Genomic DNA, 24750 nt, shown 5'->3' on the forward strand with positions numbered 1-24750 from the left:
CTGGATTGCTTCGCTCCGCTCGCAATGACGGATATAATTTGACGCGCGATGCCCGACCCCACCACCATCAACCGCCTCTACGGCCGCTCCAAAGGCAAGCCGTTGCGCGCGCACCAGCAGCATCTGGTCGACACGCTGCTGCCCGAGATCGCCGTGCCGCAGGACGGCCCGGTCACCAGCCGCGCCTTGTTCGGCGATGAGCGGCCGCTGCACTTCGAGATCGGCTTCGGCGGCGGCGAGCATATGGCGTATCGTGCCGACCTGTTGCCCGATCATGGCTTCATCGGCTGCGAACCCTTCCTCAACGGCGTCGCACAGGCGCTGACCCACGTGCATGGCACGGCCGAGAAGCCCGGCGTGCCCAATGTCCGCATCCACCATGGCGATGCGCTGGAGGTGCTGCGCCGCATCCCCGACGGCGCGCTGACCATGGCCTATCTGCTGCACCCCGACCCGTGGCCAAAGGCGCGCCACGCCAAGCGTCGGATGATGAACGACGGCCCCATCGACCTGATCGCCGCCAAGCTCAGGCCCGGCGGAGAATTCCGCTTCGGCACCGATCACCCCGTCTATGTCGCGCACGCGATGATGGTGATGCGCCGCCACCGCGAGCAGTTCGAATGGCTCGCCGACAGCGCCGACGCCTTCCTGAACCGCCCCGGCGGCTGGCCCGAAACCCGCTACGAAGCCAAGGCCCGCCGGCTGGGCCATGAGGTGTGGTACTTCCGCTACCGCCGGCGCTAGCCCGCGCATGGGAGGGGCGGGCGGGCGCCGCCTGTCCCATTGCTGCCGCCAAGTCTCTTGGCTGTGGCAGGAATGCTATCGATGCACTAAGAATTCAAAAACCCTGCGTGTGGCAAATAAATTCGGCGGTCGTGCGTCGGTTGCCGCGCTGAGTGAGGCGGTGCGCCATGGGAGGCAGAACAAGGCGGGGCAGACAATTCATAACGACAGACTATGCTTGGCGCGCAGTTCTGCAATAACTGGGGGCCATTACACGCGCGTCGTAGTTCCCGAGCAAATATTAATAATAATACAAAAGTCTAGTTTTTAAATGGCTTGGTTGCCTCTTCGTAGGTTTTTATTGCCTCTTCGTAGGTTTTTAAAGCCTGCCTTGCGCATTTTTCATCGATTTCGATAGCAATATCATTTTGAGAATTGTCCAAAACGTGAAGTAAAAATTCATCATCAAGGCCAATACGATAATTCTTAACATAATAAGAGAGATCAAATCGCCATGTCCAATGGCCGTCTGTCATAAGGCTTGCTCCACCCGCGATGCCCCTCGTCGGATCAAATGGGTCGCGCTCGTAGCCCATGAACGAAATTACTTCTTCGCCAGAATCCAGATATTGACAGATTTCGCTGGCAATATCTGCTGGTAAGGCGCCCCTGACCTCAAAATATAGAAGGAAGATAGGCGCGATATTGTTCAAGTTCTCGAAAAACTCCTACTGCTTTCATCGATGTTCTCCAATGGGAAAAATTAATCCAATATCCCTCATCACCAATAATAGGTTCTTGATTTAGCCTGCCGTTTCTATGGTTCCAACTCTGGCGGTGACCCCCGCACTGGAACGCAAAGTATATTGCCAAGCTCCTGGGCCGGGCCGCGTGCGCCAAAGCACGTGATCAGGCGTACCGGCCCACCATCATAACCCGGATTATTTCTTATAGCATCAGCGTTATGATAATGGCTGGTCCGGTAGTTGCCAACAACAAACATGGCGACGGGAGGGTCATTTTGCATAAGCCCTCCATAGACCACTACATCATGGAATCAATTGATCCGCCGGATGGGTAGGACGTTGGCAATCGTACTTGCATTGCTTCCAATCCTCGTTAGTCGACGACCGTAAACGACTTCGGCACCGTCAAAGGTGAAGGAGTCCCCCATCCCACTGAAGCGTGCCCCTCGAAGCCCGGACATAGTCATTGCCTTAGTGCGAAGGAGTTCCGCACCGTAATTACGGTGACACGTGCAGTAACCCCAGTATCGGCACGACTCTGCAACGAGCACAGCGCGGTGCCATGGATCGACTTCTCCGTCCCGCTAAACCCCGCCCCGCGCGTCCGGCACCAACTGCGCCAATAGAGCGATGTCCGGCCGTTGGCGGATATTCACGGCTGACCTTGGTATCCAGGGGGCAGCGCCAATCGGCCTTGTGTCCGACTGGCGCAACTGTTCGGGCGCGGGCGACGCCCTGAGGCGCGATGCGGCCCGCCCGCCCCGCCGCCATCGCGCATCGCCCGCCGGTTATTCCTGCAAGGCATGGAAGCTATCGCTGCAAGCGGTCTGCCGGTCGTCGGCATCCTCGGCCATCTGTGTGGCACGGCATCGCTGCCGCGCTACCAAAGGATGTTGCCATGACCACCTTCGCCGTTCCCACCCGTGACACCGTCAGCCCCGCCAACCAGGCCATGTTCGATGCGCTGAAAGGCAAGCTGGGTTTCGTCCCCAATCTTTATGCGACCTTCGCCTATTCCGATAATGCACTCGGCACCTATCTGGCGCTGCAATCGGCCAAGAGCTCGCTCGGCGCCAAGGCCCGCGAGGTCGTCAATCTGGTGGTGAGCCAGGTCAATGAGTGCGATTATTGCCTCGCAGCCCACACCGCGCTGGGCAAGATGAACGGCTTCAGCGACAGCCAGATCCTCGATATCCGCTCCGGCCGTGCGCCCTTCGATGCCAAGCTCGATGCGCTCGCCCAGCTCACCCGGTCGATCGCCGTCAACCGCGGCCACGCCGATCAGGCACTGGTCGACGCGTTCTTCGCCGCCGGCTGGACCCGGGAAAATCTGGTCGATGCCATTGTCACCATCGGTGACAAGACCGTCTCCAATTTCCTGCACGGCACCACCCGCGTGCCGGTCGATTTCCCGGCCGCTCCGCCGCTGAGCATGGCGCTCGCTGCCTGAGCCTTGTCCCTTCCTCTCCCCCGGCCCGGCGCTTCTCCCCCCTTGCCGCCGGGCCGCCCCTGGAGCCCCGCCATGTCGCTTGCACCCTCCTCCCCCACAGAGCGGCATGGCGGGGCCCCATTCTCTGCCTCGCCCGCCACCATCGGCCTCGCCGCAGGCGTTTTCGCCGCGATGATCTGGGCGACCTATTTCGTTTTCGCCAAGTCGGGCACCGCCAGCGGACTGCTGCCGCAGGATTTCGTCCTGCTGCGCTTCGGCACCGCGGCGGCAATCATGCTCCCCTGGCTGCTGCGCAACGATCCACGCCGCCTCGCCGGGGTTGGCTGGCGCCGCGCCACCCTGCTCTCGCTGCTGGCGGGACCGCCGTTCATCCTGCTGGGCACCGGCGGCTATATCTTCGCGCCGCTCGCCCATGGCGCGGTCATTCAGCCGTCCACCATCACCCTCGCCTCGATGATCATCGCCGCCGTGCTGCTCAACGAGCGGCTGACGCGCGACAAGCTGATCGGCGTGGCGCTGATCATCGCCGGGCTCGCCACCATCGCCAGCCATGCCAAGGCGATGGGCGGCGGTCCTGTCTGGATCGGTGATCTGCTGTTCATCGCGGCCGGCCTCTGCTGGACCGGCTTCACCATCCTGATCCGGCGCTGGAACCTGGGTGGGCTCGCCGTCACCGCCGCGGTTTCGACCGTTTCGGCCATCGCCATTGTCCCGGTCACGCTGATCCGGGGCGACATCGGCCGCATCGCCGCGCTCCCGCCGACGACTCTCGCGGCGCAGCTGATCGTCCAGGGCCTGCTGTCCGGCGTGCTTGCCGTCATCGCTTACGGCATCGCCGTGCGCCACCTCGGTGCCGCCAAGGCCGGCCTGTTCCCCGCCATCGTGCCCGCCGCGACGCTGGTGGTCGGCACAATCGTCACCGGCGCGATGCCGACGCGGTTCGAATGGACGGGAGCCGCGCTCGCCACGCTCGGTCTCATCACCGCGATCGGCCTGTTCCGCCCGCTCATCGCCACCTTCCACCCGCAGCCCCCAGCATAAAGGACACGCATCATGACCGACGATCCCCTGTTCCAGCCGATCCGCTATGGCGCGATCCACGCCCCCAACCGCATCGTCATGGCGCCGCTCACCCGCACCCGCGCCAATGCCGAGGACGCGCCGCACGCCTTGCAGCAGACCTATTACAGCCAGCGCGCCAGTGCCGGGCTGATCGTCTCCGAAGCGACCCATATCTCGCAGCAGGGCAAGGGCTATGCCGGTGCGCCGGGCATCTACAGCGACGCGCAGGTCGAAGGATGGCGCGGCGTGACGCAGGCAGTCCACGCCGCCGGCGGCCGGATGATGCTGCAACTCTGGCACGTCGGGCGGCTCTCGCACCCGTCGCTGCAGCCCGGCGGTGGCCTGCCGGTCGCGCCCAGCGCGGTCGGCTTGCAGGGGCATGCCTTCACCTATGACGGGCCGCAGGACTTCGTCGTCCCGCGCGCGCTGGAGCTGGAGGAAATCCCCGGCATCATCGACGATTATCGCCAGGCCGCTATCAATGCCAAGGCCGCCGGGTTCGACGGAGTAGAGGTGCACAGCGCCAATGCCTATCTGCTCGATCAATTCCTGCGCGACGGCACCAACCATCGCACCGACGGCTACGGCGGCAGCATCGAAAACCGCACCCGGCTGACCCTGGAAGTCACCGATGCGGTCGTCTCGGTGTGGGGTGCAGACCGGGTCGGGATCCGCCTCTCGCCCTCGCTGACGATCAACGGGATGAGCGACAGCAACCCAGCGCCGCTGTTCGGCTATCTCGCCGAGCAACTTGGCAAGCGCGGCCTCGCCTATCTCCACTGCGTCGAGCCGAGCGACCCGCGCGGCGATCCTTTCGACCGCATTGTCGACCCGCAGATCGTGCGCCGCGCGTTCGGCGGCACCTACATCGCCAACGGCAGCTATACCGGCGAACGCGCCCGCGCCGCGCTGGAGGCGGGGGAGATCGACGCGGCCTCCTTCGGCCGGCTGTTCATCGCCAACCCCGACCTGCCGCGCCGTCTGGCGGAGAATCTGCCGATGAACCCGCTGAACCCCGCGCGCATCTACTCGGGCGGTGCGGACGGCTACACCGACTATCCCTTTCACGACTGAGCCTGCGATGACAGCGACCGTCACCGCCCGACCCGTCATTGCGCCACTTGCAATGCTCGCGGTGGCCGCATTCGCCGGCAATTCGTTGCTGGCGCGGGCAGCGCTCGGCGAAGGCCTGATCGGCGCCGGCAGCTTCACCGCCATTCGCCTCGCGGCGGGCGCGGCGGTGTTGCTGCCGTGGCTGGTGCGGGGGCAGCGCGAATGGCCGCAATGGCGCGGCGCGTCGGCACTGTTCGTTTACTGCGCCGCCTTTTCCTTTGCCTATGTCCAGCTGGGGGCGGCGACCGGCGCCATGGTGCTGTTCGCAGCCGTACAGGCAACCGTGCTCGTCGCCGGCATGATCTCGGGCAAGCCTCTGCGCGCGATCGACGCGGCCGGCATTGCGCTGGCGTTCGGCGGAGTCAGCCTTCTGCTTGGCGCGCACCTCGCTCCCGGACCGTTGCTGGGAATGGCCAGCATGATATTGGCGGGCGTGGCATGGGGCCTTTACTCGGTGATGGGACGCACCGCCATCGATCCCGCGCGGCATACCGCCGGCAATTTCGGCTTGGCGGCACTGTTCGCCGCGCCACTGCCTTTGCTGGATGCTGCAGGGCCGGTCACGCTGCACGGCGTGCTGCTCGCCATCCTGTCGGGCTCCGTAACCTCGGGACTGGGCTATGTCGCGTGGTACCGGCTGGTTCCCCGTCTGCCGCACGCAGCGGTGGGCAGTGTCCAACTTGCCACGCCTCTGCTCGCAGCGCTCGGTGCCGCAGCTCTGCTCGGCGAGCCATTGACGGTGCGGCTCGGTGTCGCCGCGGCGCTTATCCTTGGCGGCATCGGCCTGACCCTGCGGCGCGCCTGATCATCCGTCCCGCAACACCAGCGATACAAAATCGGCAAAGCTGCGCGCCTTGGCGCTGGCGAGGCGTCCGGTGGGGAACACTGCCCACAGGTCGATCGGCGGCAGGGCCCAGTCTTCCAGCACCCGCACGACGGCCCCGCTCGCCAGTTCGCGGGTGAACATCCACTCGGATGCGACAGCCAGCCCCATGTCGGCGAGCACGGCGGCGCGCAGCCCCTCGGCAGCAGTCACGCGCAGGCGGCCACCGACGCTCACCGACGCCTCGCTGCCCGACACATGCCGGAAGGTCCAGTTGCGCGCCTCATAACGGGTATAGACGACCGCCTGATGACCGGCGACGTCGGCGGGCGTCTGCGGCACCCCGGCGCGTGCAAGATAGGCCGGCGTTGCCACCAGCGAACGCCGACCGGCGGCGAGCTTGCGGGCGGTGGCGCTCGAATCCGGCAGCGCCCCCATCCGCAGGGACACATCCACGCCTTCCTCGACCATGTCGATCACTCGATCGTCCATGATCAGTTCGACGTCGAGTTCGGGATGCTCGGCCAGGAAAGCGGGCAGACGCGGAACGATGTGCAGCCGCGCGAAGGTGGTTGCGGCCGACACGCGCAGGCGCCCGGTCAATCCGCGGCCCGCCCCGCGCGCCGCCAGCTCTGCCTCGTCGGCCTCGTCGATGGCCCGGCGCGCCCGCTCATAATAGCGCTGGCCAGCCTCGGTGGGGGACAGGCCGCGCGTCGTGCGGGTGACAAGGCGGACGCCGAGCTGCTCCTCGAGATGCGCTATCGCTTTCGATACCGCCGGCTGGCCGACGTTGGCGAGGCGCGCGGCAGCCGAAAAGGAACCGGTGTCGATCACGCGGATGAAGGTGGTCATGGCCTGGAATCGGTCCATCGTCATTCCTCCCTGGAATGAATACTATTGCCACAGCGGGTCTGCCCTGTCCCCCCGAAAACCGACATTGCTGTCTTACCGGCACAGCGGATTGGCCGCTGCCGCCCGGGGAAGGAGCAAGACGATGCTGCGACAAGCACTTCAGGATGGACTGATGGTCCTCCAGATTACGGGCAGCGTGACCACCGCCGTCCTCGCTGTCGCCGCGCCACTCGCGCTCCATGCCCTGCGCCGCTGACCAGGAGGGACAATCATGATCGAAGTCTATGCATTCGCCACGCCCAACAGCGTCAAAGTGCCGATCGCGCTCGAAGAGCTGGGGCTCGATTACGCGCTTAACGGCATCAACGTCCGCAAGGGCGAGCAGAAGGCGGCCGACTTTGTCGCGCTCAACCCCAATGCCAAGGTGCCGGTGCTGGTCGACGGGCCGCTGGTGCTGACCGAATCCGCCGCGATACTGGTCTATCTGGCCGAGAAGACCGGCCGCTTGCTGCCTGCATCGGGTGAGGGCCGGGCGCGGGTGTTCGAACAGCTGTTCTTCCACGCCTCGGGACTCGGCCCCGCCTTCGGTCAGGCCGGCTTCTTCAAGAAACAGGCGGCCGAGCCGCAGCCGCTCGCCATCGCCCGCTTCGAGACAGAGGCCGCGCGCACCGCCGGCATGCTCGATCTGGCGCTCTCCACGCGCGAATTCGTCGCCGGAGACGCATTCACCATCGCCGACATCGCCCATTTCGGCTGGCTGTGGCGCCGCGCCTTTGCCGAGGTCGACATCTCCAGCCTGCCGCACCTGTCGCGCTGGGTCGCCGCGACAGAGGCTCGCCCCGCCGTGCAACGGGCCATCGCCCGCGTCGAAGCGCTGGTCCCGACCGCCTGACCGCCCGCCTCTGAAAGGGAGAACCGCCATGTCCCGCTTTGCCGAATACCAGCACCGCTTCGCCAACGCCCGCCTGACCCGCTCGGAGAGCGGCGTGCTCGAGCTCGCCCTGCACACCGACGGCGGCAAGCTCGTCTTCAACGGGCACACCCACGAACAGTTCGTCGAGCTGTTCCACATGATCGGCGAGGATCGCGACAACCGCGTCGTCATCCTCACCGGTTCGGGCGATGCGTTCATGGACTCGATCGACCCTGAAGGTTTCGATTTCTTTTCGCCGCTCGGCTACGACAAGATCCTGCGCGAAGGGCGCAAGGTGCTGTCGAATATCCTCGACATCGAGGTGCCGATGATCGCCGCCCTGAACGGCCCGGTGCTGCTGCACAGCGAATATGCGCTGCTCGCCGACATCATCCTCGCCACGCCTGAGACGGTGTTCCAGGACAAGCCACACTTCGATTTCGGCATCGTTCCCGGAGACGGTGTCAACCTGCTCTGGCCGGAAGTGATCGGCTCCGTGCGCGGGCGCTATTTCATCCTCACCCGCCAAGTCCTCGATGCCCAGACCGCCAAGGATTATGGCGCGGTCAATGAAATCGTGCCGGCGGATCAGCTGCTCGCCCGCGCGCACGGCATCGCCGAGAGCCTTGCCGCGCTGCCGCCGTTGACCGGACGCTACACGCGCATCGCGCTCACCCAGAAGCTGCGCCGGATCATCGACGAGGGCGCCGGCTACGGCCTCGCACTCGAAGGTATCAGCGCCGCCGACGTCGCGCGTCGCATGGCCGAAACAGCCTGACCTTTGCCCATCCCCTGCCCCCCAAGGAGAATGACCATGAGCCTGCAAGACCGTCTCGATGCCTTCAAGGCCGAATTTCGCGCCGCCCGTCCGCCCGAAGTGCGGCAGACCATGGAACGCGCCACCGCAGAACTGATCGCCTCGGGCGCTGCCGGCCGCGCGCTCAAGGCGGGAGACCGTGCACCGGCCTTTCTGCTCGAAGGACCCGACGGCACTCCGGTATCCTCCGCCGAGCGCCTGGCGCGCGGGCCGCTGGTGGTCAGCTTCTATCGCGGCGTGTGGTGCCCTTACTGCAACATGGAACTGCAGGCGCTGCAAGCGGCCCTGCCCGCGTTCGAGGCGGAAGGCGCCAGCCTGGTAGCGATCTCTCCGCAAAGCCGCGCCAACAGCCGCAAGTCGGTGCGCGAGAATGGCCTCAGCTTCGCGATACTGTCGGACCCGCGCAACGATATCGCCAATGCCTTCGGCCTGAGGTTCGCGCTGCCCGACTATCTGGTCGAGCTCTACAAATCGCTCGGCAACCAGCTGCCCGCGTTCAACGGGGACGATAGCTGGACCCTGCCGATGCCCGCCCGCTACGTGATCGGCAGCGACGGCATCATTGCCTATGCAGAGGTCAATCCCGACTATACCCGCCGGCCCGAACCCGACGACATGCTGCCCGCAATCCGTCGCGCGGCCGAGCGTGTAACCGCCTGATCGGCCGCAGCTTTGCTGCCCGCGATTCCGGGCAGCATATGCTAGACATTGGCCTGTTTCTGGCGGATAGTTTCGCCCATGGCCTTCACCGAACATCCCCTGCGCCGATGGGCGGTGGACGAGATGCGGTTGCGGCGATTTGCACCGGTCGGCCGCGATTGCGACATCTATCAGGCGGTGCGGCTGATCGACCGGGCCGAACGCGCGGCGGAAGACCAGTGGCTGCTGGCCGATCGCCCGGCCTTCGATGACTGGAGCATCGCCGCGCGCCACGCCGCCGGCCGTACCGGCGACGGGCTGCACTTCATCTGGGAACGCCATACCGAAGCCAGCACCATCACGCTGATCCTGCCCGGCACGATGAGCGATGCGGAGCGGATGCCCTTCATCCACTGGCTGGAGCATTGGCCGGGTTCGGTGGTGCGGGCGACGCGCGTATTCGTTGTGCCCGACTCCCGGCACATGGAAGCACGGGTCGTCGCCATGGGCATGTCGATGGACGACATGGTGTGCTGCGACGTCAATGGTGCGGTGCGCATCTGGTCCGACTTCGGCATCTTCGATGACGGTTATGGCCGACTGTTCGTGACCGCAGGCGATGTCGGCGATGGCGAGCGCGGGCGGATCGTCCAGCGGCTGCAGGAACTCGGCAATTATCGCAATCTCGCGCTGCTCGGCTTCCCGGTGGTGCAGCATTACGGGCCGCAGCTCGACAGTATCGAGGAGCGACTCGCCGGCCATGCCAAGCGCGTGGCGCTGGCGGACCAAGATGAAGAAGGGCTGCTCAACGAGCTGTCCGCGATTTCGGCCGAACTCGAGCTGGTGCGCTCGGCGACCAGTTTCCGGCTGAGCGCGACCGCGGCCTATGCCGAAGTCGCAGCAGACCGGCTCGCCGCGCTCGATGTCCGCACCCTGCCCAATCACCAGAGCCTGACCGACTTCACCGAGCGACGGCTGGTGCCGGCATCGCGGACTTGCGCCGGTTTCCGCCAGCGGCTCGACCATATCGCCGAGCGTATCTCGGGCGTGATGCACACGCTCGACGTGCGCATCGACAGCCGCATCAAGACGCAGAATCTCAGCCTGATGCGCTCGATGGAGCGCTCCACCCAGCTGCAGCTCAGGCTGCAGACGCTGGTCGAAAGCCTCTCGATCATCGCGGCGGCCTATTATCTGGTCGGCCTGATCGCCTATGCCATCAAGGGCGCGGCAGGTTTCGCCAAGGGCTATTGGGTCGATGTCGCCATTGGCGCAACCACCCTGCCCGTGGTGCTGCTCATCTACGGTCTCGTCCACATGCTGCGCAAACGTGTGCTCAACGATGCCGAGCTACCGTAATTGGACCGTATTGAAGACGCGGCGAGGCTGAAAGTAACGGCTTTTATTTGGAGGGAGGGTGCATTACCCTATCCCCGGGTTGGACTGGATTGGACAGCACTGCGTGCTGCCCGCATCGCGATAGGAGAGTTTATGGTCAAGACAAAGATGATGGTCGGCCTGGCCAGCTGCGCCCTGCTCGCTGCCTGCTCCGGTGGCGGCGGTGAGAGCGAGAAGGCCGAAGCGCCTGCGGCGCCCGCTCCGGCTCCGGTAGCGGCCGCTCCGGCTCCCGCTCCCGCGCCCGCCCCTGCGGCCACCGCCCCTGCCGCGACCGACGTTGCAACGCTAGACGGCGTGCAGTTCGCCAGCCTGACCGGCAACGCAACCGCGGGCCGCGCCGTCTTCGCCCAGTGCCGCACCTGCCATGTCACCGATCCTGGCGTGAACCGCATCGGCCCGTCGCTGGCCGGGATCATCGGCCGCGCCGCCGGCAGCGTTCCGGGCTTCGCTTACTCGCCGGCCAACTCGGGTAGCGGCATCACCTGGACCAAGGAAAAGCTGTTCCAGTATCTGGAGAACCCGCAGCGCGTGGTTCCGGGCACCAAGATGATCTTCCCCGGAATCCCCGACGCGCAGCGCCGCGCCGACCTGATCGCCTATCTCGAAAATCCGAGCTGATCGGCCGCCTGTCGACCAAGAAAAAAGGCCGGGGGAAACCCCGGCCTTTTTTGTTCGGTTCCTCTCCCCTTGCGGAAGAGGAAGCGACCGGTCAGGCCGCCATGTCCCGCCGCGCCAGTTCGCAATGCGACCAGATTTCGCTGAGCGCGCGGATCAGCCGGTCGATGTCGCCATCGCTGTGCACCGGCGAAGGCGTAATGCGCAGCCGCTCGGTGCCGCGCGGCACCGTGGGATAATTGATCGGCTGCACATAGATGCCGTGATTGTCCATCAGCCAGTCGCTGATGAATTTGCACTTCTTGGCATCGCCGACCATCACCGGAATGATGTGGCTGGGGTTGGGCAGATGCGGGATGCCCATGCGATCGAGCGCGCCGCGCACTTTCGCCACCCGCTCCTGATGCCGGGTGCGTTCCGCCTGGCTGTCCTTGAGGTGGCGGATGCTGGCGCAGGCCCCGGCGGCAACGGCTGGCGGCAGCGCGGTCGAGAAGATGAAGCCACTGGCAAAGGTACGCACGAAGTCGCACAGGTCGCGCGACGCCGCGATATAACCGCCCATCACGCCGAACGCCTTGCCGAGCGTGCCCTCGATCACGGTGATGCGATCCATCAGCCCTTCGCGCTCGGCCACCCCGCCTCCGCGCGGTCCATAGAGGCCGACGGCATGGACTTCGTCGATATAGCTCATCGCGCCATGCTTTTCGCAGACCTCGACGATCTCGGCGATCGGCGCGATGTCCCCATCCATCGAATAGACGCTCTCGAACGCGACCAGCTTGGCGCGATCGGGATCGAGCCGGGCCAGCTTGCGGTCGAGGTCTTCGGGCGAATTATGCTCGAAGATCATCCGCTCGGCGCGGCTGTGGCGGATCCCCTCGATCATCGAGGCATGGTTGAGCGCGTCGGACAGCACCACGCAGTCGGGGATCTTGGCGGCCAGCGTGCCCAGGGCCGCCCAGTTGGACACATAGCCCGAGGTGAACAGCAGCGCGTCTTCCTTGTGGTGGAGATCGGCGAGTTCCGCCTCCAGCAGCACATGATGGTGGTTGGTCCCGGAGATGTTGCGGGTGCCGCCGGCACCGGCGCCGCATTCATCGATCACGCGGTGCATGGCCGACAGCACATCGGGGTGCTGGCCCATGCCCAGATAATCGTTCGAGCACCAGACGGTGACGTCGGTTGTGCCGCCATCGACATAGCGGGTGGCATGCGGGAAGGAGCCCGCCTTGCGCTCGATCTCGGTGAAGACGCGGTAGCGCCCTTCGTCGCGCACGGCCGCCAGCTGCTCACCGAAAAACGCCTGATAGTTCATGGTTGGATTCCTTCCCCCTCGATGTCGTTGATTGCACGCCTGCCGTCGGCCGCCATTGCCCAGCTCCACAGGGCTGAATCGCGGATCGGCAGGGCGAGAAACAGATGTTCCAGCGCGGCGAGCAGAGACAGGCCGCACAATAGCGCGCCATGCACCACCGCTTCGGGCCGTTCGGCACGCCAGGCTTCGCCGGCAAACCACAGCGCGCAACCGACGATCAGCAGGATCGACAGCGGCAGCACCGGCCGCAGGCGCTTGGGCCCGAAATAGCTTTTGAGGTAATCGAGATGCCGCGGCAGCAATTCGTCGCTGAGGTGCGGCACCCCCCAGAAAATGTTGAGCTTGGACGACAGGCGGAACAGCAGCAGCAGCGCGAACACATAGGCGCCGGTGGTGTTGGTGGTGAAGGCGGCCAGCGACAGCAGCAGGGCTGCGGTCATCGCCAGCGCGACCTCATGGTGGATCAGCGCCAGCGTCGCCATGCTGAACCGCTGCCATCCGCGGGCATCCGCCGGGCACGCCTCGCGATGCGACCCGGTCACCGCGCCGGTCAGGAAGCCGATCTCGTGCCAGCTCCAGATCAGCAATCCGCCAAGGAAGGAGGCGTAGATCGCCCACGGCTGCACCGAATGCGCGCTGACCACGATCGACGCGAGACCGACAAAAGCGCAGGCGCAGCCGATCAGCAACGGGCGCAGGTTGCCGGCGCGCAGGCGATGGTTGACCATCGCCACCAGCCCGGTGCCGACGAACCAGAGCAGCACCACCACGGCGAAGGGCAGCAATAGGCTCGCCCCATTCACCATGCCGGAGCAAGCCGGGTCTGCTGCGGCAGCTCATTGCTGCGCGGCGGCATCAGATACATGCGGGCAAAGGCATAGCCGGCGCGCGCGATGCCGCCGATACGACCCAGCGCACCGCCGATGCCACCCCGCGCCTTGGCATCCTCGATCGCGACCGAGGCGCGGCGCAGATCCTCCATCGCCGCGCGGAAGCGGGGGTCGTCGGTATCGAGTTCGACCGGGAACACCTGACGGCTGATCTGTGTGCAGATCGAGAAGACCTTGTAGCCATATTCGGCCGGATGCATCCCCAGCGCCTGGTGGAAAACCGGACGGTTATGGTCGCGCACATACATGGTCGCATAGACCGACAGCAGGAAGAAGCGGATCCACAGCTTGTTGAGCCCGGTCAGCAGCTTGGGGTCGGCGCGCATCAACAGCGCAAACGCCTCGCCATGGCGGAACTCATCGTTGCACCATTGTTCGAACCAGTCGAAAATCGGATGGAATTTGTTCTGCGGATTGCGCGCCAGGTGCCGGTAGATGGTGATGTAGCGCGAATAGCCGATCTTTTCGGAAAGATAGACGGCGTAGAAAATGAACTTCGGCTTGAAGAAAGTGTATTTCTTGGCCTTGGTCAGGAAACTGAGGTCGATGCCGATGCCTTCGGCCTTGAGCGTCTCGTTGATGAAGCCGGCATGGCGGCTCTCGTCGCGCGCCAGCAGCTTGTACAGCCGCTTCATCTCCGGATTCTTGGTCCGCTTGGCGATCTCGGCATAGAGAATGCAGCCGGAAAATTCGGACGTCAGCGAACTGGCGAGAAAGTCGACGAACTCGGCCTGCAACTTGGGCTCGAGCTGTTCGATGACCCCGTCGAACGCGTCGGTCTTGCGGAAGTGGCGGCGGTTATGGTCCTCCTCCATCTCCCCCATCAGATCGTCCCATTCCGCCTGCACCGGAGAGATGTCGATCGCGTCCATCGCCGCGAAATCCGTGGTGTAGAAGCGCGGCGACAGCACCGTCTCGCTGCGCGCGATGGCGAGCGTATCGTGCTTGGCGGCAAGCGGCTTGGCGATGGTGGTCTGGGCGTTCATTTCAGCCTCCCGGGAGTGAAACTGACCTCGTACAATTCGGACAGCTCGAAATTGCTGGCAAAGCGGGTCCAGGCGCGGCGCAGCGGCCCGGCCCGTTCGACGGTGGCGATGCGGTCGAAGACGCGGCGCTCGCCGAAGCCGATGGTGATCGGCTCGCCATGCACTTGCACACGGTCGCCGGGCGCGATGGCGATGTCGCCGGCCAGTTCGACATGCGCGTGGAAATGGTCGGGGCTCTGCTCGATCTCGATCCGGCACGGCGTATCGAAGCGCCCGGCAAAGAACAGCCCGCTCATGTCGCAGATCCCTTCAGCATCTCGGCAAAGGCGCGGCTGTGGTCGGCCCCGAAGCCATGCAACTCGGCATTGGCCCCGGTTTCGGGATCGGAGAGCGACAGCGCGCCATTGTCCCAGCGGGTCAGCAGAAACGGCGGCTGGGCGCCGATATGCTCCGCCGCGCGCAGCCGGGCCAGACGGCGCAGGGTGGCACGGGCAAAGCCGCCTTCGCCGAAGCCGATGATCTTGACGGTCTCGCCGGTCGCGGCATCGGTGATGACGACCGCGCCGTCTTCACGGTCGGCAAAGCGCAGCAGTCGCTGCTCGGCCGGCTGGACATGCTGCGCGGCACGGCTCGCGGTCGGCACGGCGGAATGCGGCAGCAGTCCCAGCCGTACCGCCCCGGTCAGAGCCAGGGTCGTGGCCAGCAGCACCGCCGCACCGATCAGCGCGCCGCGCGGAACCGTCGGGTCGTGATGCACAGCGTGGCTCATGCGGCCGCTCCTGCCAGTTCGCGCACCGGCTGGCGCGCCGGAGCCTGGCCATGTTCGGCGGCTGCCGCGGGCGCGATGGCCTGCAGGCGGGCAACCGCCTGATAGAGCATCCGACTGACGGCGAGGGCATCGGGCACCGCCCGCAGCATCGGCTGCGGACTGATCACCCGCAACGACCGTGCGTGCGGCCACAGCATCAGATAGCCCAGTCGCGGCATGCCCTTCAGCTTCAGCACCAGATTGCCATGGCCCTGCCCCAGCATCTTGAGGTCGGCCGAGGCGATTTCGGTCAGCGGCAGGTTGACGCATGTGTTGAGCGCGACGCCGATCCGCAGCACGATCCGGCGGTCGGTCAAGGTGTAGACGGTGGTGCGCGCCACGCCCCACGCAAACAGCACGAACAGGCCGATCGCCACCGCGCCGAGCAGCGCGACGGCGGCAGCGGTCGACAGGTCGCCGCTGATCAGCGCGCCCAAGGCGACGATGGCGAAATAGCCGGTCGCCAGCCGGATGTGCAGCGCGCCCGCAGCAAGCTGCCGCCAGTCCGGCGCGCCCTGCCACAGCATATGTTCACCGGGCGGGAGCAGCCCTGGCAGCCCCCGCACCGGTTCATGATCATATTCGCTCACAGGATCGGCTCCTGCCGCGCACGATTGGCATAGAGGTAGCCGCCGCCATAGTAAGCGACGATCCGCTCCTCCTCATAGAAGGTGATCTGCCCCGGCGTAGCCAGTTGCGGCACCGCGGCAAAATCGGCGGCGTTGATCGCGTCGATCTCCACCTGCCGCGCCTTGCCCTTGACCTTGGACATCCCCATCGGCGCCAGCACCCTGGCCGACCCGGTATCCACTTCGAGATAGCGGATGACATGTTCGGCCCGGTCGACCCACAGGTCGGTCACGGTGCCGGCGACGGCGCCGTCGGCTGCGATCACGGTCATCCCGCGCGGGTCGGGATCGCGGGCGTTGACCGCGATATGCTCTGCAGCGCCGATCGGGACGATGCGGTTGCGCCCTTCGCCGTCCAGATCAGGGTGGTTGGCCCGCTCCGCCCATGCCGCCGGGCCGACGCCATCGACAAGCGGATTGCCGGTCGGATAATATGGCGCACCGGGCGAGGCGAAGGTCCGCTTGGCCGGCAGGTCGACCCGCTCGCGGCCCTTGGTGGGGGTGGTGACGATGCCACGGCCGAAGGGCATGCGGAACATCTTCGGCGCCGCCTGCGACAGCACGCCGCCCGGGGTGTCGACCCGGCCCGTCACCTCATCCTCGAGCGGATAGCCTTCGCGGCGGTCCTCACGCCTCAGGTAGACCAGCAACCCCAGGAAAAACAGGGTGAAGGTCCAGAATACAAATTCGGTCACGTCATAGGTGCCGACAATATTGGCACTGTCCATCGTCGTTCTCCTGCCCAGTCTGTCAGGTTGGAAACTCGCTCAACCCGAAGCGTCGTTCTTCATCATCCGTCAGCGTCCGCCCGGCACCGACCACCGGCCCGAGCACCACTATCGCTACCAAAAGAAGCGCAATTTCAATGCAGTAGACGGTACCGTAGCCGGTCGACCGGTGCGCCAGCGTCGCGCCCAGCGCGTCGCGCAGCGCGGCATTGGCCATCGCATCGCGGACGAGTCCGCCCAGCGCCACGCCAAGGCCAGCGCTGCTGGCCTGCACCGCGCCCCATGCCCCGAGCGCCAGGCCGGCCGATCCCTTCTCGGCCAGTCCCATCGCAGCGATCATCGTGCCGACGGAAAACAGGCCGGTGCCGAAGCCGATGCAGGCGGCGCCGGCGTAAAGCATCGGCACCGACGCCAGCGGCGCGGCGAACAGGGTCATCAAAAATGCGGCCACCCCGGCGACGGCGCCAAGCCCCGCCTGCCGCAAAGGATCGGCCCCGCGGGTCAGCTGCCGTCCACCATGGGCAAAGGCGATCAGCGCGCCGATGGCCCATGCCCCGGTCAGCGATGTGGTCGATCCGACCGACAGGCCGAGTATCTCTCCGCCATAAGGCTCGAGCAGCGCATCCTGCATCGAAAAGGCCATGGCGCCCACGCCGATCGCCAGCAGCAGCCGCTTGGCGCTGGGCCGCGCAGTGAAATCGGCCCAGATGTCGGCAAAACGGGGGTCGGTCTCGGTCGATGTGGTCAGCGCGCGGTTGCGCGCCTCCTGCTTCCACAGCGCGACGATGTTGAGGCCCATGGTCAGCACCGCCGCGCCCTGGATGACCTGCACCAGCTTGGTCGCGGTGAAATCGCCCAGCAGATTGCCGATGGTGAAGGCCGCCAGCATCATCCCGACGAGCAGCATCACATAGAGCAGCGCGACCACCCGCGGACGCTTGTCCTCGGTGGCGATATCGGTGGCGAGCGCGAGTCCTGCCGTCTGGGTGACATGCATGCCCGCACCGGTCAGCAGGAAGGAAAGGCACGCCGCGCCGACGCCGAGCGCGAACGTATCCGGTCGCGTGATCAGGATCAGCGAGAAAGGCATGATGGCAAGGCCGCCGAACTGCCCGAGCGTACCGAACCAGATGTAAGGCACCCGCCGCCAGCCGAGCACGGAGCGATGCGTATCCGAGCGATAGCCGATCAGCGCGCGGAACGGCGCGACAATCAGAGGGATGGCGATCATCAGCGCAACGATCCAGCTCGGCGTGTCGAGCTCGACGATCAGCACCCGGTTGAGCGTGCCGTTGAGGAGGACGGCAGCGATGCCCACACTGACCTGGAACAACGCGAGGCGCAGCAGGCGCGACAATGGCAGCTCGGCGGTGGCCGCATCGGCGAAGGGCAGGAACCGTATGCCCACGGCCTGCCAGAAGGTCATCGCTGATGGCCGTTCGGTCATGCGCGGCTGATCCCCGTAGCCTGGGATTTGTAGAAACCGCTCGACACGCGCTGGCTGAAATCGATCTGCCAGCCGGGCAGCCCCTCGCCGATGGCGCGGGCGAGGGTTGTTTCCGAAACCGGCTTGATCGCAGGCGAGCGGTCGCTGCGCGGAAACGCCTTGCCCACCAGATGCATGGCGCGCAGCAGCGGCGTGCCCGGGGCGACAGTGAAGACGATATGGCCGCTGCGCTGCGACCACGCCTTGAGGACGCCGACGATGTCGCCCTCGTCATAATGGATCAGCGAATCCATCGCGACGACATGGTCGAACAGGCCGAGGCCATTGTTGCGCATGTCGCCGACCCGCCAGTCGATCGCCAGATGCGGCGGGGCGCGCCGTTGCGCCACGTCGATCAGACCCTGCGACACATCGATGGCCACGACCTCCGCGCCGCGTTCCGCCGCCGCGATCGACAGCGCGCCGGTACCGCAGCCCGCATCGAGCAGGCGCTGGCCGCGCATGTCGGCAGGCAGTGTCGACAGCAGCAGATCGCGCATTGCCTCGCGGCCGGCGCGGACTGTGGCGCGAATGCCACTGACCGGGACATCCGACGTCAGATCTTCCCACGCCTTGCGCGCGGTCTTGTCGAAATAGGTTTCGAGCGCGGCGCGGCTTTGCTGGTAGCTGGTCGAGGCGAAGCCGCCGCCGAGAGACTGCGTGTCCATCATTCGAACCCCAGGAAGTCGAAGATGTCGCGATCTTTCATCGGCTTGGCGTCCGCCGGTTCGACGCCGGCCCACAAGGTGCGGGCGAGGTTCATATATTCCTCGCGCGCGATTTCGACCTCCGGTGAATCGGGCATTTCGAACAATGTGCACTTTTTCAGGCGCGATTTGCGGATGGCATCGACATCGCCGAAATGGGCAAGGCGGCGGATGCCGATGGCCGCGCTGAACCGGTCGATCTCGTCGGTCTCACGGCTGCGGTTGGCCACCACGCCGGCGAGGCGGACGTTGTAATTCTTGGCCTTGGCGTTGATCGCCGCGACGATGCGGTTCATCGCGAAGATGCTGTCGAAGTCATTGGCCGCCACCACGATGGCGGCATCGGCATGCTGCAAGGGCGCCGCGAACCCGCCGCACACCACGTCCCCCAGCACGTCGAAAATGACCACATCGGTGTCTTCGAGCAGATGGTGCTGCTTGAGCAGCTTGACCGTCTGGCCGACGACATAGCCGCCGCAGCCGGTACCCGCCGGCGGGCCGCCAGCCTCGACGCACATCACGCCGTCATAGCCTTCGAACATGTAATCTTCGGGCCGCAGCTCTTCGCTGTGGAAATCGACCGTCTCCAGCACGTCGATGACGGTCGGGATCATCTTACCGGTCAGCGTGAACGTGCTGTCATGCTTGGGATCGCAGCCGATCTGCAGCACCCGATGCCCCAGCTTGGCAAAGGCGGCGGAAAGGTTGGAAGAGGTGGTCGACTTGCCGATCCCGCCCTTGCCATAGACCGCAAACACCTTCGCGCCCTTGATCTTGTCATTGGGGTCGAGCGCAACCTGCACGCTCCCTTCCCCGTCGGGCGGTGCGCCGCGTGTATCGAGGAGGTTGAGGGTCATTGCGTTGCTCCAGTCATTCTGCCGGGATCAGGCCTTCCAGCCTGTCCTCCAGATCGTTGCTTGCCGCTTTCAGCGCCGCGAGGGTCGCGGCATCGGGCGTCCACAGTTCGCGTTCGCAGGCTTCCAGCAGCCGGTCGGCAACACGGGCCGAAGCTTTGGGGTTGAGCGCGGAGAGGCGCGCGCGCATCTCGGCATCGAGCACGAATGTCTCGCTGATCTGCTGATAGACCCATGGCGAAACGCTGCCGGTGGTGGCCGACCAGCCCACGGTCGTGGTCACATGGCTTTCAAGATTGCGGACCCCTTCGAAACCATGCTTGAGCATGGCTTCGTACCAGCCCGGATTGAGCATGCGGGTTCGCGTTTCGATGTCGATCTGCTCGCCCAGCGTGCGCACCTTGGTGTCGCCCTGTGTCGCATCGACGATATAGACCGGCGCGGCCGTGCCCCGCGCCTTGGTAACGGCGCGCGACATGGCGCCCAGCCCGTCGACATAATGGTCGATGTCCATCACGCCGAGCTCGACCGATTCCAGATTCTGGTAGGTGAGTTCGACGCCCGCAAGCTCGGCCTCGAGCAGCGCGCGCTGCTGCACCGGCGCGCCCTTGCGGCCATAGGCATAGCCCTTGTGGGTTTCGAACATGGTCGCCAGCTCTTCGGGATCGGTCCAGGACCCGCTGTCGATCATCATGTTGACGTTGGCGCCATAGGCGCCCTGCGCGTTGGAAAAGACCCGCAGCGCAGCGGTGTCGAGATCGCATCCCTGCGCGGCGCTGTGCGCCAGGCTGTGCTTGCGGACAAAGTTGCGATCGACGGGCTCGTCGGCGGTGGCGGCGAGCCAGGCCGCCTCGGCGATCATGCGGGTCTGCAGCGGCAGCAGGTCGCGGAAGATGCCCGACAGGGTGACGACGACATCGATGCGCGGGCGGCCGAGCGCGTCGAGCGGGATCAGGTCGGCACCGGCCAGCCGACCGTAATCGTCGAACCGCGGGCGGGCGCCGATCAGCGCCATGGCCTGCGCGATCTGCGCGCCCTCGCTCTTGAGATTGTCCGTGCCCCACAGCACCATCGCGATGCTTTCAGGGAGCTTGCCGCCATTGGCGATGTGCCGCGCGATCAGCTGCTCGGCCTGCCGCTCACCCTGCACGCAAGCAAAGCTGCTGGGGATGCGGAACGGGTCGAAGCCATGGATGTTGCGGCCCGTCGGCAGCACGTCCGGATTCTTGATGAGATCGCCGCCGGGCGCCGGCAGCACATAGCCGCCGTCCAGCGCATGAACCAGCGCGCCGAGTTCGTCGTTGGCATCGAGCTGCGCGGCCATCGCGGGCTGGTCGACTCCGGGCGATGCCGTGGCAATCGCATGCAGCAATCCCGCCCGTTCTTCTGCGGTCGGCGGCTTGCCGAACACGTGCAGGCCATGCGGGATAAGCTCGCGCTCGATCTCGTACAGGCGGCCCGACAGGGCATCGAGATCCTCAGCTTCTATTTCCAGATCGGCGCTACGGTCGCGGATCATCTCCGCAAGATCGCCGCGCTCCGCGCTGTCGCCCGGCAGCGCGCGATAGCGTTCCAGCATCGCCTTCAGGTCGGCAAAGCCCTTGTACAGCCCGGCTTCCGCCAGCGGCGGAGTCAGATAGCTGATCAGCGTCGCGCCCGAACGGCGCTTGGCGATGATCCCTTCCGACGGGTTGTTGGAAGCATAGATGTAGAAATTGGGCAGCGCGCCGATCATCCGTTCGGGCCAGCAATCGCCGCTCATGCCGGCCTGCTTGCCGGGCATGAATTCAAGCGCGCCGTGGGTGCCGAAATGCAGCACCGCATCGGCGGCAAAATCCTCGCGCAGCCAGCGATAGAAGGTGCTGAAGGCATGGGTCGGGGTGAAGCCGCCTTCGAACAATAGCCGCATCGGATCGCCTTCGTAGCCGAAGGACGGCTGCACGCCGACAAACACGTTGCCGAACGCAGCGCCGAGCACATGGATCGACGCCCCGTCGCTTTGCTGGCGGCCGGGGGCCGGGCCCCATTGCGCCTCGATCGCGCGCAGATAGGGCTCGCGCCGAACATGATCGTCGGCGGAGATGCGCGCCGCGACATTGGCGTCGGCACCGAACTGGGCCGCATTGCCGACCAGCAGTGCGTCGCGCAGCGCATCGACACTGTCGGGCACATCGACGGCATAGCCCTCGGCGGCGAGGCGCAGCAGCGTTGCATGCAGCGATTCGAACACGGCGAGGTGCGCGGCCGTGCCGGTCGCCCCGGCGTTGGGCGGGAAGTTGAACAGCACGATGGCCAGCTTGCGCGTGGCGCGCTCGGACCGGCGCAGCGCGATCAGCGACACCGTCTTTGCCGCCAGCGCCTCCGCGCGCTCAGGGCAGCTGTGCATCGCGCGAATGCCATCGGCGACGGCGAAGGTGCAGCGACGCTCGCACCCGGTGCAGCCTTCGGCGGAACCGTCCGACCGGCCGCCGAACACGCTGGGCACGATCGCGCCGTCGAGTTCGGGGATCGCCACCATCATCGTCGTTTCAAGCGGCAGCAGGCCCATTCGCCCGGCGCCCCATTGTTCGAGCGACTGGAACTCGATGGGATGCGCGGCGACATAGGGCACGTCGAGCGCCGAGAGCGTCGTCACGGCGGCATCGACATCATTGTAAGCGGGACCACCGACCAGGCTGAACCCGGTGAGGTTGACCACGGCATCGACGATCGGCTTGCCGCCGCGGACGAAATAGCGGTCGATGGCCGGGCGGGCGTCGAGGCCGCTGGCGAACGCCGGCACGACATTGAGCCCGGCCTGTTCCAGCGCGGCGATCATGCCGTCATAATGCCCGCTGTCGCGCCCCAGCAAATAGGAACGCAGCATCAGCACGCCGACCGTGCCGCGCGCCTTGGCCGAGCGCGGCAGACGCGCTGCGTCTTCGACGATCCGCTCTGCCAGCGCGGGATGATAGAGGCCGACATCGGGATAGGAGCGGGGCGGCTGCGCCGGCAGACGGCCCTTCAACGCCGCGCGCGGGCCGCTTGCAAAGCGATCGATCAGGCCGCGCACCATGTCGACGACATTGTCGTCGGATCCGCTCAGCCAATATTGCAGCGTCAGGAAATAGTGCCGCACATCCTGCGCGGGGCCGGGGATGAAGCGCAGGATCTTGGGCAGGCGGCGCAGCATCTTCATCTGACCGGCGCCCGAGCTGCCACCGGGCTTCGACGATCCGCGCAGCTTCTTGAGCAGCGCCATCGGTCCCTTGGCAGGCTTGTCCATGCTGTAGCTGCCGAGCCTGGTCAGCTTGACGATATCCGCAGCGGACATGATGCCGACCATGGCGTCGCAATGGTCGCGCCGCGCCAGCAGCGCCGGGTGGATGGCCCGCACATGGTCTTCGAGGAACAGCATGGTGGCAATCACCACATCCGCTTCGGCAATCGCGGCCTGCGCCCGGTCCAGCACGGTCGGGTCCCGATCCCAGTCGGACGCGGCGAACAGCGCGATGCCGATATTGTCCGGTGCCAGCACCCGGTTGGCGCGCTCCACCGCGCCCGCCAGATGATTGTCCAGCGTCACGATGACCACGCGCACTGCGGCGCTGGCGGCAGGGGCGGCCTTACCGGGCATAATGCGCTTTCGCTTCGTAAAGCGTGGCAAGCTCGATGGTCGCGACACCGCGTTCGACAGCGAACAGCTCGGCGTTGCGCCGCGCCTTGCCGCGCACGAAGAAGGGTATCTTGCGCAGTTCGGACTGCGCCTCCGTGCTCCACAGGATGACGGTGTCGGCCTCTTGGGCGGATGGGATTGGGAGCGCCGCGGCCACCGCTGCGGTGTCCGGCTGGTCCGCGCCCCCGGCCTCTCCCCGGGATGGGAGTGGAGCATGAAGATGCGACGCGCCCGCCGCATCATGAAATTCGAAATCGTCGCGGAACATCGTCAGCAGATGCTCCTCGAGGCCCATCACCAGCGGATGCACCCAGCTGTCGAAGATCACATTCGCGCCTTCGAAGCCCATCTGCGGGGAATAGCGGGCAGGAAAATCCTGGACATGCACCGGCGCGGAGATGACCGCGCAGGGAATGGCAAAGCGCTTGGCGATGTGCCGCTCCATCTGCGTGCCCAGCACCAGTTCGGGCTGCGCCTCCTGGATGGCGGCCTCGACCGCCAGATGATCGTCGGTGATCAGCGGCTCGATGCCGAGCTTTCTGGCGGCTTCGCGCACGCCGCGGGCATGTTCGCGGTTATAGCAGCCCAGCCCAACGACCTTGAATCCCAGTTCCTCGCTGGCAATCCGTGCCGCCGCGACCGCGTGCGTTCCGTCCGCGAAGATGAAGACACGCTTGCCGGTCAGATAGGTCGAGTCGATCGACCGGCTCCACCACGGCATGCGCGACTGGGCATCGTCCAGCACCGGCTGCGGATCGACCCCTGCCAGAGCCGCGACTTCGCGGATGAATTCGCGCGTGGCGCCGACCCCGATCGGCACGGTGCGCACCATCGGCTGATGGAAGGTCCGCTCGAGATACTGCGCCGCCAGCTCGCCGGTCTCCGGGTAGAGGAGAATGTTGAAATCGGCCGCACCAAGCCGCGCGATATCGCTGACGCTGGCGTCCAGGGGCGCGACGACATTGATGTCGATACCCAGCGCTCGCAGCAGCCGGCTGACTTCCTCGACATCGTCACGGTGGCGGAAACCGAGCGCCGTCGGCCCCAGCAAATTGGCGAGCGGCCGACGGTTGGCGTGGTCGCTGGCGCGCACGCTGCGGTCGGCAAGATGGCGGACGATCTGGTAGAATGTCTCCGCCGCGCCCCAATGTTCCTTGCGGCTGTAGCTCGGCAGCTCCAGCGGAATGACGGGGATGGGGAGCCCCATTTTTTCGATCAGCCCGGCCGGATCGTCCTGGATCAGCTCTGCGGTGCAGGATGCGCCGACGATCATGGCATCTGGCCGGAAGCGCTCGATCGCATCGAGCGCGGCCGTCTGGAACAGCTCCGAGGTGTCCTTGCCGAGATCGCGCGCCTGGAAGGTGGTGTATGTCACCGGCGGGCGATGGCCGCGCCGCTCGATCATGGTGAACAGCAGGTCGGCGTAGGTGTCGCCCTGCGGCGCGTGCAACAGATAGTGCAGCCCGCGCATCGCCGTCGCGACCCGCATCGCGCCGACATGGGGCGGGCCTTCATAGGTCCAGACCGACAGCTGCATGGCG

The 24750-nt window shown here is 65.8% G+C and carries 24 protein-coding genes; 10 read left to right on the forward strand and 14 right to left on the reverse strand.

What is annotated here, in order from left to right:
* The first annotated feature begins 48 nt into the window (after window positions 1-48).
* Entirely contained in the window at window positions 49-744 is a 696-nt protein-coding gene (gene trmB / locus AC0QC4_RS01245) for a tRNA (guanine(46)-N(7))-methyltransferase TrmB (protein ID WP_483657841.1), read from the forward strand.
* A gap of 299 nt (window positions 745-1043) precedes the next feature.
* On the opposite strand, the gene AC0QC4_RS01250 is transcribed toward trmB, so the two are convergent.
* Window positions 1044-1436 (reverse strand): VCBS domain-containing protein, encoded by a 393-nt coding sequence (locus AC0QC4_RS01250; RefSeq protein ID WP_483657843.1) that lies wholly within the window; start codon window positions 1434-1436, stop codon window positions 1044-1046.
* 931 nt (window positions 1437-2367) lie between these two features.
* Between AC0QC4_RS01250 and AC0QC4_RS01255 the strand changes: the two genes are divergently transcribed.
* The 4 genes from AC0QC4_RS01255 (at window position 2368) to AC0QC4_RS01270 (ending at window position 5899) form a co-directional block, all read left to right on the forward strand.
* Complete coding sequence (locus tag AC0QC4_RS01255; protein WP_483657845.1) at window positions 2368-2919, forward strand: carboxymuconolactone decarboxylase family protein; 552 nt, start codon at window positions 2368-2370, stop codon at window positions 2917-2919.
* Window positions 2920-2991: 72 nt separating this feature from the next.
* On the forward strand, window positions 2992-3960 hold the full coding sequence (locus AC0QC4_RS01260; RefSeq protein WP_483657847.1) for a DMT family transporter: 969 nt from the start codon (window positions 2992-2994) through the stop codon (window positions 3958-3960).
* 12 nt (window positions 3961-3972) lie between these two features.
* Window positions 3973-5055: an alkene reductase gene (locus AC0QC4_RS01265; RefSeq protein ID WP_483657849.1), complete on the forward strand. Its 1083-nt coding sequence runs from the start codon at window positions 3973-3975 to the stop codon at window positions 5053-5055.
* Window positions 5056-5062: 7 nt separating this feature from the next.
* Complete coding sequence (locus AC0QC4_RS01270) at window positions 5063-5899, forward strand: DMT family transporter (protein ID WP_483657851.1); 837 nt, start codon at window positions 5063-5065, stop codon at window positions 5897-5899.
* Here the strand turns inward: AC0QC4_RS01270 and AC0QC4_RS01275 are convergent, their stop codons facing one another.
* Entirely contained in the window at window positions 5900-6787 is an 888-nt protein-coding gene (locus AC0QC4_RS01275) for a LysR family transcriptional regulator (RefSeq protein ID WP_483657853.1), read from the reverse strand.
* A gap of 253 nt (window positions 6788-7040) precedes the next feature.
* Here AC0QC4_RS01275 and AC0QC4_RS01280 point away from each other — a divergent pair, with 253 nt between their 5' ends.
* The 5 genes from AC0QC4_RS01280 (at window position 7041) to AC0QC4_RS01300 (ending at window position 11154) form a co-directional block, all read left to right on the forward strand.
* Entirely contained in the window at window positions 7041-7661 is a 621-nt protein-coding gene (locus AC0QC4_RS01280) for a glutathione S-transferase family protein (protein ID WP_483657855.1), read from the forward strand.
* A 28-nt stretch (window positions 7662-7689) separates the two neighbouring features.
* Window positions 7690-8460 (forward strand): enoyl-CoA hydratase/isomerase family protein, encoded by a 771-nt coding sequence (locus tag AC0QC4_RS01285; protein ID WP_483657857.1) that lies wholly within the window; start codon window positions 7690-7692, stop codon window positions 8458-8460.
* Window positions 8461-8496: 36 nt separating this feature from the next.
* The gene (locus AC0QC4_RS01290; protein WP_483657859.1) at window positions 8497-9159 is read left to right on the forward strand and encodes a peroxiredoxin-like family protein; all 663 of its coding nucleotides are present in this window, start codon (window positions 8497-8499) and stop codon (window positions 9157-9159) included.
* A gap of 78 nt (window positions 9160-9237) precedes the next feature.
* Window positions 9238-10497: a DUF3422 family protein gene (locus AC0QC4_RS01295; RefSeq protein WP_483657861.1), complete on the forward strand. Its 1260-nt coding sequence runs from the start codon at window positions 9238-9240 to the stop codon at window positions 10495-10497.
* 132 nt (window positions 10498-10629) lie between these two features.
* On the forward strand, window positions 10630-11154 hold the full coding sequence (locus AC0QC4_RS01300) for a c-type cytochrome (protein ID WP_483657863.1): 525 nt from the start codon (window positions 10630-10632) through the stop codon (window positions 11152-11154).
* A 91-nt stretch (window positions 11155-11245) separates the two neighbouring features.
* Here AC0QC4_RS01300 and hemA read toward each other — a convergent pair whose 3' ends face one another.
* From hemA to bchB, 12 genes are read right to left on the reverse strand one after another with little or no spacing between them, the layout of a single operon-like run.
* Window positions 11246-12466 carry a 5-aminolevulinate synthase gene (gene hemA / locus AC0QC4_RS01305; protein ID WP_483657865.1) on the reverse strand — a complete coding sequence of 407 codons (1221 nt, stop codon included), beginning with the start codon at window positions 12464-12466 and terminating at the stop codon, window positions 11246-11248.
* The gene (gene puhE, locus AC0QC4_RS01310; protein ID WP_483657867.1) at window positions 12463-13272 is read right to left on the reverse strand and encodes a putative photosynthetic complex assembly protein PuhE; all 810 of its coding nucleotides are present in this window, start codon (window positions 13270-13272) and stop codon (window positions 12463-12465) included. The genes hemA and puhE overlap by 4 nt, the downstream gene beginning before the upstream one ends.
* Window positions 13266-14342 (reverse strand): magnesium-protoporphyrin IX monomethyl ester (oxidative) cyclase, encoded by a 1077-nt coding sequence (gene acsF, locus AC0QC4_RS01315; RefSeq protein ID WP_483657869.1) that lies wholly within the window; start codon window positions 14340-14342, stop codon window positions 13266-13268. The genes puhE and acsF overlap by 7 nt, the downstream gene beginning before the upstream one ends.
* Window positions 14339-14638, reverse strand: coding sequence for a hypothetical protein (locus AC0QC4_RS01320; protein WP_483657872.1), 300 nt, complete (start codon window positions 14636-14638; stop codon window positions 14339-14341). The genes acsF and AC0QC4_RS01320 overlap by 4 nt, the downstream gene beginning before the upstream one ends.
* Window positions 14635-15111 carry a photosynthetic complex assembly protein PuhC gene (gene puhC, locus AC0QC4_RS01325; protein ID WP_483657874.1) on the reverse strand — a complete coding sequence of 159 codons (477 nt, stop codon included), beginning with the start codon at window positions 15109-15111 and terminating at the stop codon, window positions 14635-14637. Before puhC ends, AC0QC4_RS01320 begins: the two co-directional genes overlap by 4 nt.
* Entirely contained in the window at window positions 15108-15740 is a 633-nt protein-coding gene (puhB, locus tag AC0QC4_RS01330; RefSeq protein WP_483657877.1) for a photosynthetic complex putative assembly protein PuhB, read from the reverse strand. Before puhB ends, puhC begins: the two co-directional genes overlap by 4 nt.
* Window positions 15737-16507 (reverse strand): photosynthetic reaction center subunit H, encoded by a 771-nt coding sequence (puhA, locus tag AC0QC4_RS01335; RefSeq protein ID WP_483657879.1) that lies wholly within the window; start codon window positions 16505-16507, stop codon window positions 15737-15739. Before puhA ends, puhB begins: the two co-directional genes overlap by 4 nt.
* Window positions 16508-16529: 22 nt before the next feature.
* The gene (locus AC0QC4_RS01340; RefSeq protein WP_483657881.1) at window positions 16530-17954 is read right to left on the reverse strand and encodes a BCD family MFS transporter; all 1425 of its coding nucleotides are present in this window, start codon (window positions 17952-17954) and stop codon (window positions 16530-16532) included.
* Complete coding sequence (gene bchM / locus AC0QC4_RS01345; protein WP_483657883.1) at window positions 17951-18661, reverse strand: magnesium protoporphyrin IX methyltransferase; 711 nt, start codon at window positions 18659-18661, stop codon at window positions 17951-17953. The genes AC0QC4_RS01340 and bchM overlap by 4 nt, the downstream gene beginning before the upstream one ends.
* Window positions 18661-19557 carry a ferredoxin:protochlorophyllide reductase (ATP-dependent) iron-sulfur ATP-binding protein gene (bchL, locus tag AC0QC4_RS01350; protein WP_483657886.1) on the reverse strand — a complete coding sequence of 299 codons (897 nt, stop codon included), beginning with the start codon at window positions 19555-19557 and terminating at the stop codon, window positions 18661-18663. Before bchL ends, bchM begins: the two co-directional genes overlap by 1 nt.
* A 13-nt stretch (window positions 19558-19570) precedes the next feature.
* A complete protein-coding gene (locus AC0QC4_RS01355; RefSeq protein WP_483657889.1) occupies window positions 19571-23170 on the reverse strand; it encodes a magnesium chelatase subunit H in 3600 nt (1199 codons plus the stop codon).
* Window positions 23160-24746, reverse strand: coding sequence for a ferredoxin:protochlorophyllide reductase (ATP-dependent) subunit B (bchB, locus tag AC0QC4_RS01360; protein ID WP_483657891.1), 1587 nt, complete (start codon window positions 24744-24746; stop codon window positions 23160-23162). Before bchB ends, AC0QC4_RS01355 begins: the two co-directional genes overlap by 11 nt.
* Window positions 24747-24750: the final 4 nt, after the last annotated feature.

It is taken from the genome of Sphingomonas sp. jy18, assembly GCF_056931895.1.

Coding starts and splice junctions, on each gene's coding strand:
- trmB (WP_483657841.1), top strand. CDS start 49: ATGCCCGACCCCACCACCATCAACCGCCTCTACGGCCGCTCCAAAGGC.
- AC0QC4_RS01255 (WP_483657845.1), top strand. CDS start 2,368: ATGACCACCTTCGCCGTTCCCACCCGTGACACCGTCAGCCCCGCCAAC.
- AC0QC4_RS01260 (WP_483657847.1), top strand. CDS start 2,992: ATGTCGCTTGCACCCTCCTCCCCCACAGAGCGGCATGGCGGGGCCCCA.
- AC0QC4_RS01265 (WP_483657849.1), top strand. CDS start 3,973: ATGACCGACGATCCCCTGTTCCAGCCGATCCGCTATGGCGCGATCCAC.
- AC0QC4_RS01270 (WP_483657851.1), top strand. CDS start 5,063: ATGACAGCGACCGTCACCGCCCGACCCGTCATTGCGCCACTTGCAATG.
- AC0QC4_RS01275 (WP_483657853.1), bottom strand. CDS start 6,787: ATGGACCGATTCCAGGCCATGACCACCTTCATCCGCGTGATCGACACC.
- AC0QC4_RS01280 (WP_483657855.1), top strand. CDS start 7,041: ATGATCGAAGTCTATGCATTCGCCACGCCCAACAGCGTCAAAGTGCCG.
- AC0QC4_RS01285 (WP_483657857.1), top strand. CDS start 7,690: ATGTCCCGCTTTGCCGAATACCAGCACCGCTTCGCCAACGCCCGCCTG.
- AC0QC4_RS01290 (WP_483657859.1), top strand. CDS start 8,497: ATGAGCCTGCAAGACCGTCTCGATGCCTTCAAGGCCGAATTTCGCGCC.
- AC0QC4_RS01295 (WP_483657861.1), top strand. CDS start 9,238: ATGGCCTTCACCGAACATCCCCTGCGCCGATGGGCGGTGGACGAGATG.
- AC0QC4_RS01300 (WP_483657863.1), top strand. CDS start 10,630: ATGGTCAAGACAAAGATGATGGTCGGCCTGGCCAGCTGCGCCCTGCTC.
- hemA (WP_483657865.1), bottom strand. CDS start 12,466: ATGAACTATCAGGCGTTTTTCGGTGAGCAGCTGGCGGCCGTGCGCGAC.
- puhE (WP_483657867.1), bottom strand. CDS start 13,272: ATGGTGAATGGGGCGAGCCTATTGCTGCCCTTCGCCGTGGTGGTGCTG.
- acsF (WP_483657869.1), bottom strand. CDS start 14,342: ATGAACGCCCAGACCACCATCGCCAAGCCGCTTGCCGCCAAGCACGAT.
- AC0QC4_RS01320 (WP_483657872.1), bottom strand. CDS start 14,638: ATGAGCGGGCTGTTCTTTGCCGGGCGCTTCGATACGCCGTGCCGGATC.
- puhC (WP_483657874.1), bottom strand. CDS start 15,111: ATGAGCCACGCTGTGCATCACGACCCGACGGTTCCGCGCGGCGCGCTG.
- puhA (WP_483657879.1), bottom strand. CDS start 16,507: ATGGACAGTGCCAATATTGTCGGCACCTATGACGTGACCGAATTTGTA.
- AC0QC4_RS01340 (WP_483657881.1), bottom strand. CDS start 17,954: ATGACCGAACGGCCATCAGCGATGACCTTCTGGCAGGCCGTGGGCATA.
- bchM (WP_483657883.1), bottom strand. CDS start 18,661: ATGGACACGCAGTCTCTCGGCGGCGGCTTCGCCTCGACCAGCTACCAG.
- bchL (WP_483657886.1), bottom strand. CDS start 19,557: ATGACCCTCAACCTCCTCGATACACGCGGCGCACCGCCCGACGGGGAA.
- AC0QC4_RS01355 (WP_483657889.1), bottom strand. CDS start 23,170: ATGCCCGGTAAGGCCGCCCCTGCCGCCAGCGCCGCAGTGCGCGTGGTC.
- bchB (WP_483657891.1), bottom strand. CDS start 24,746: ATGCAGCTGTCGGTCTGGACCTATGAAGGCCCGCCCCATGTCGGCGCG.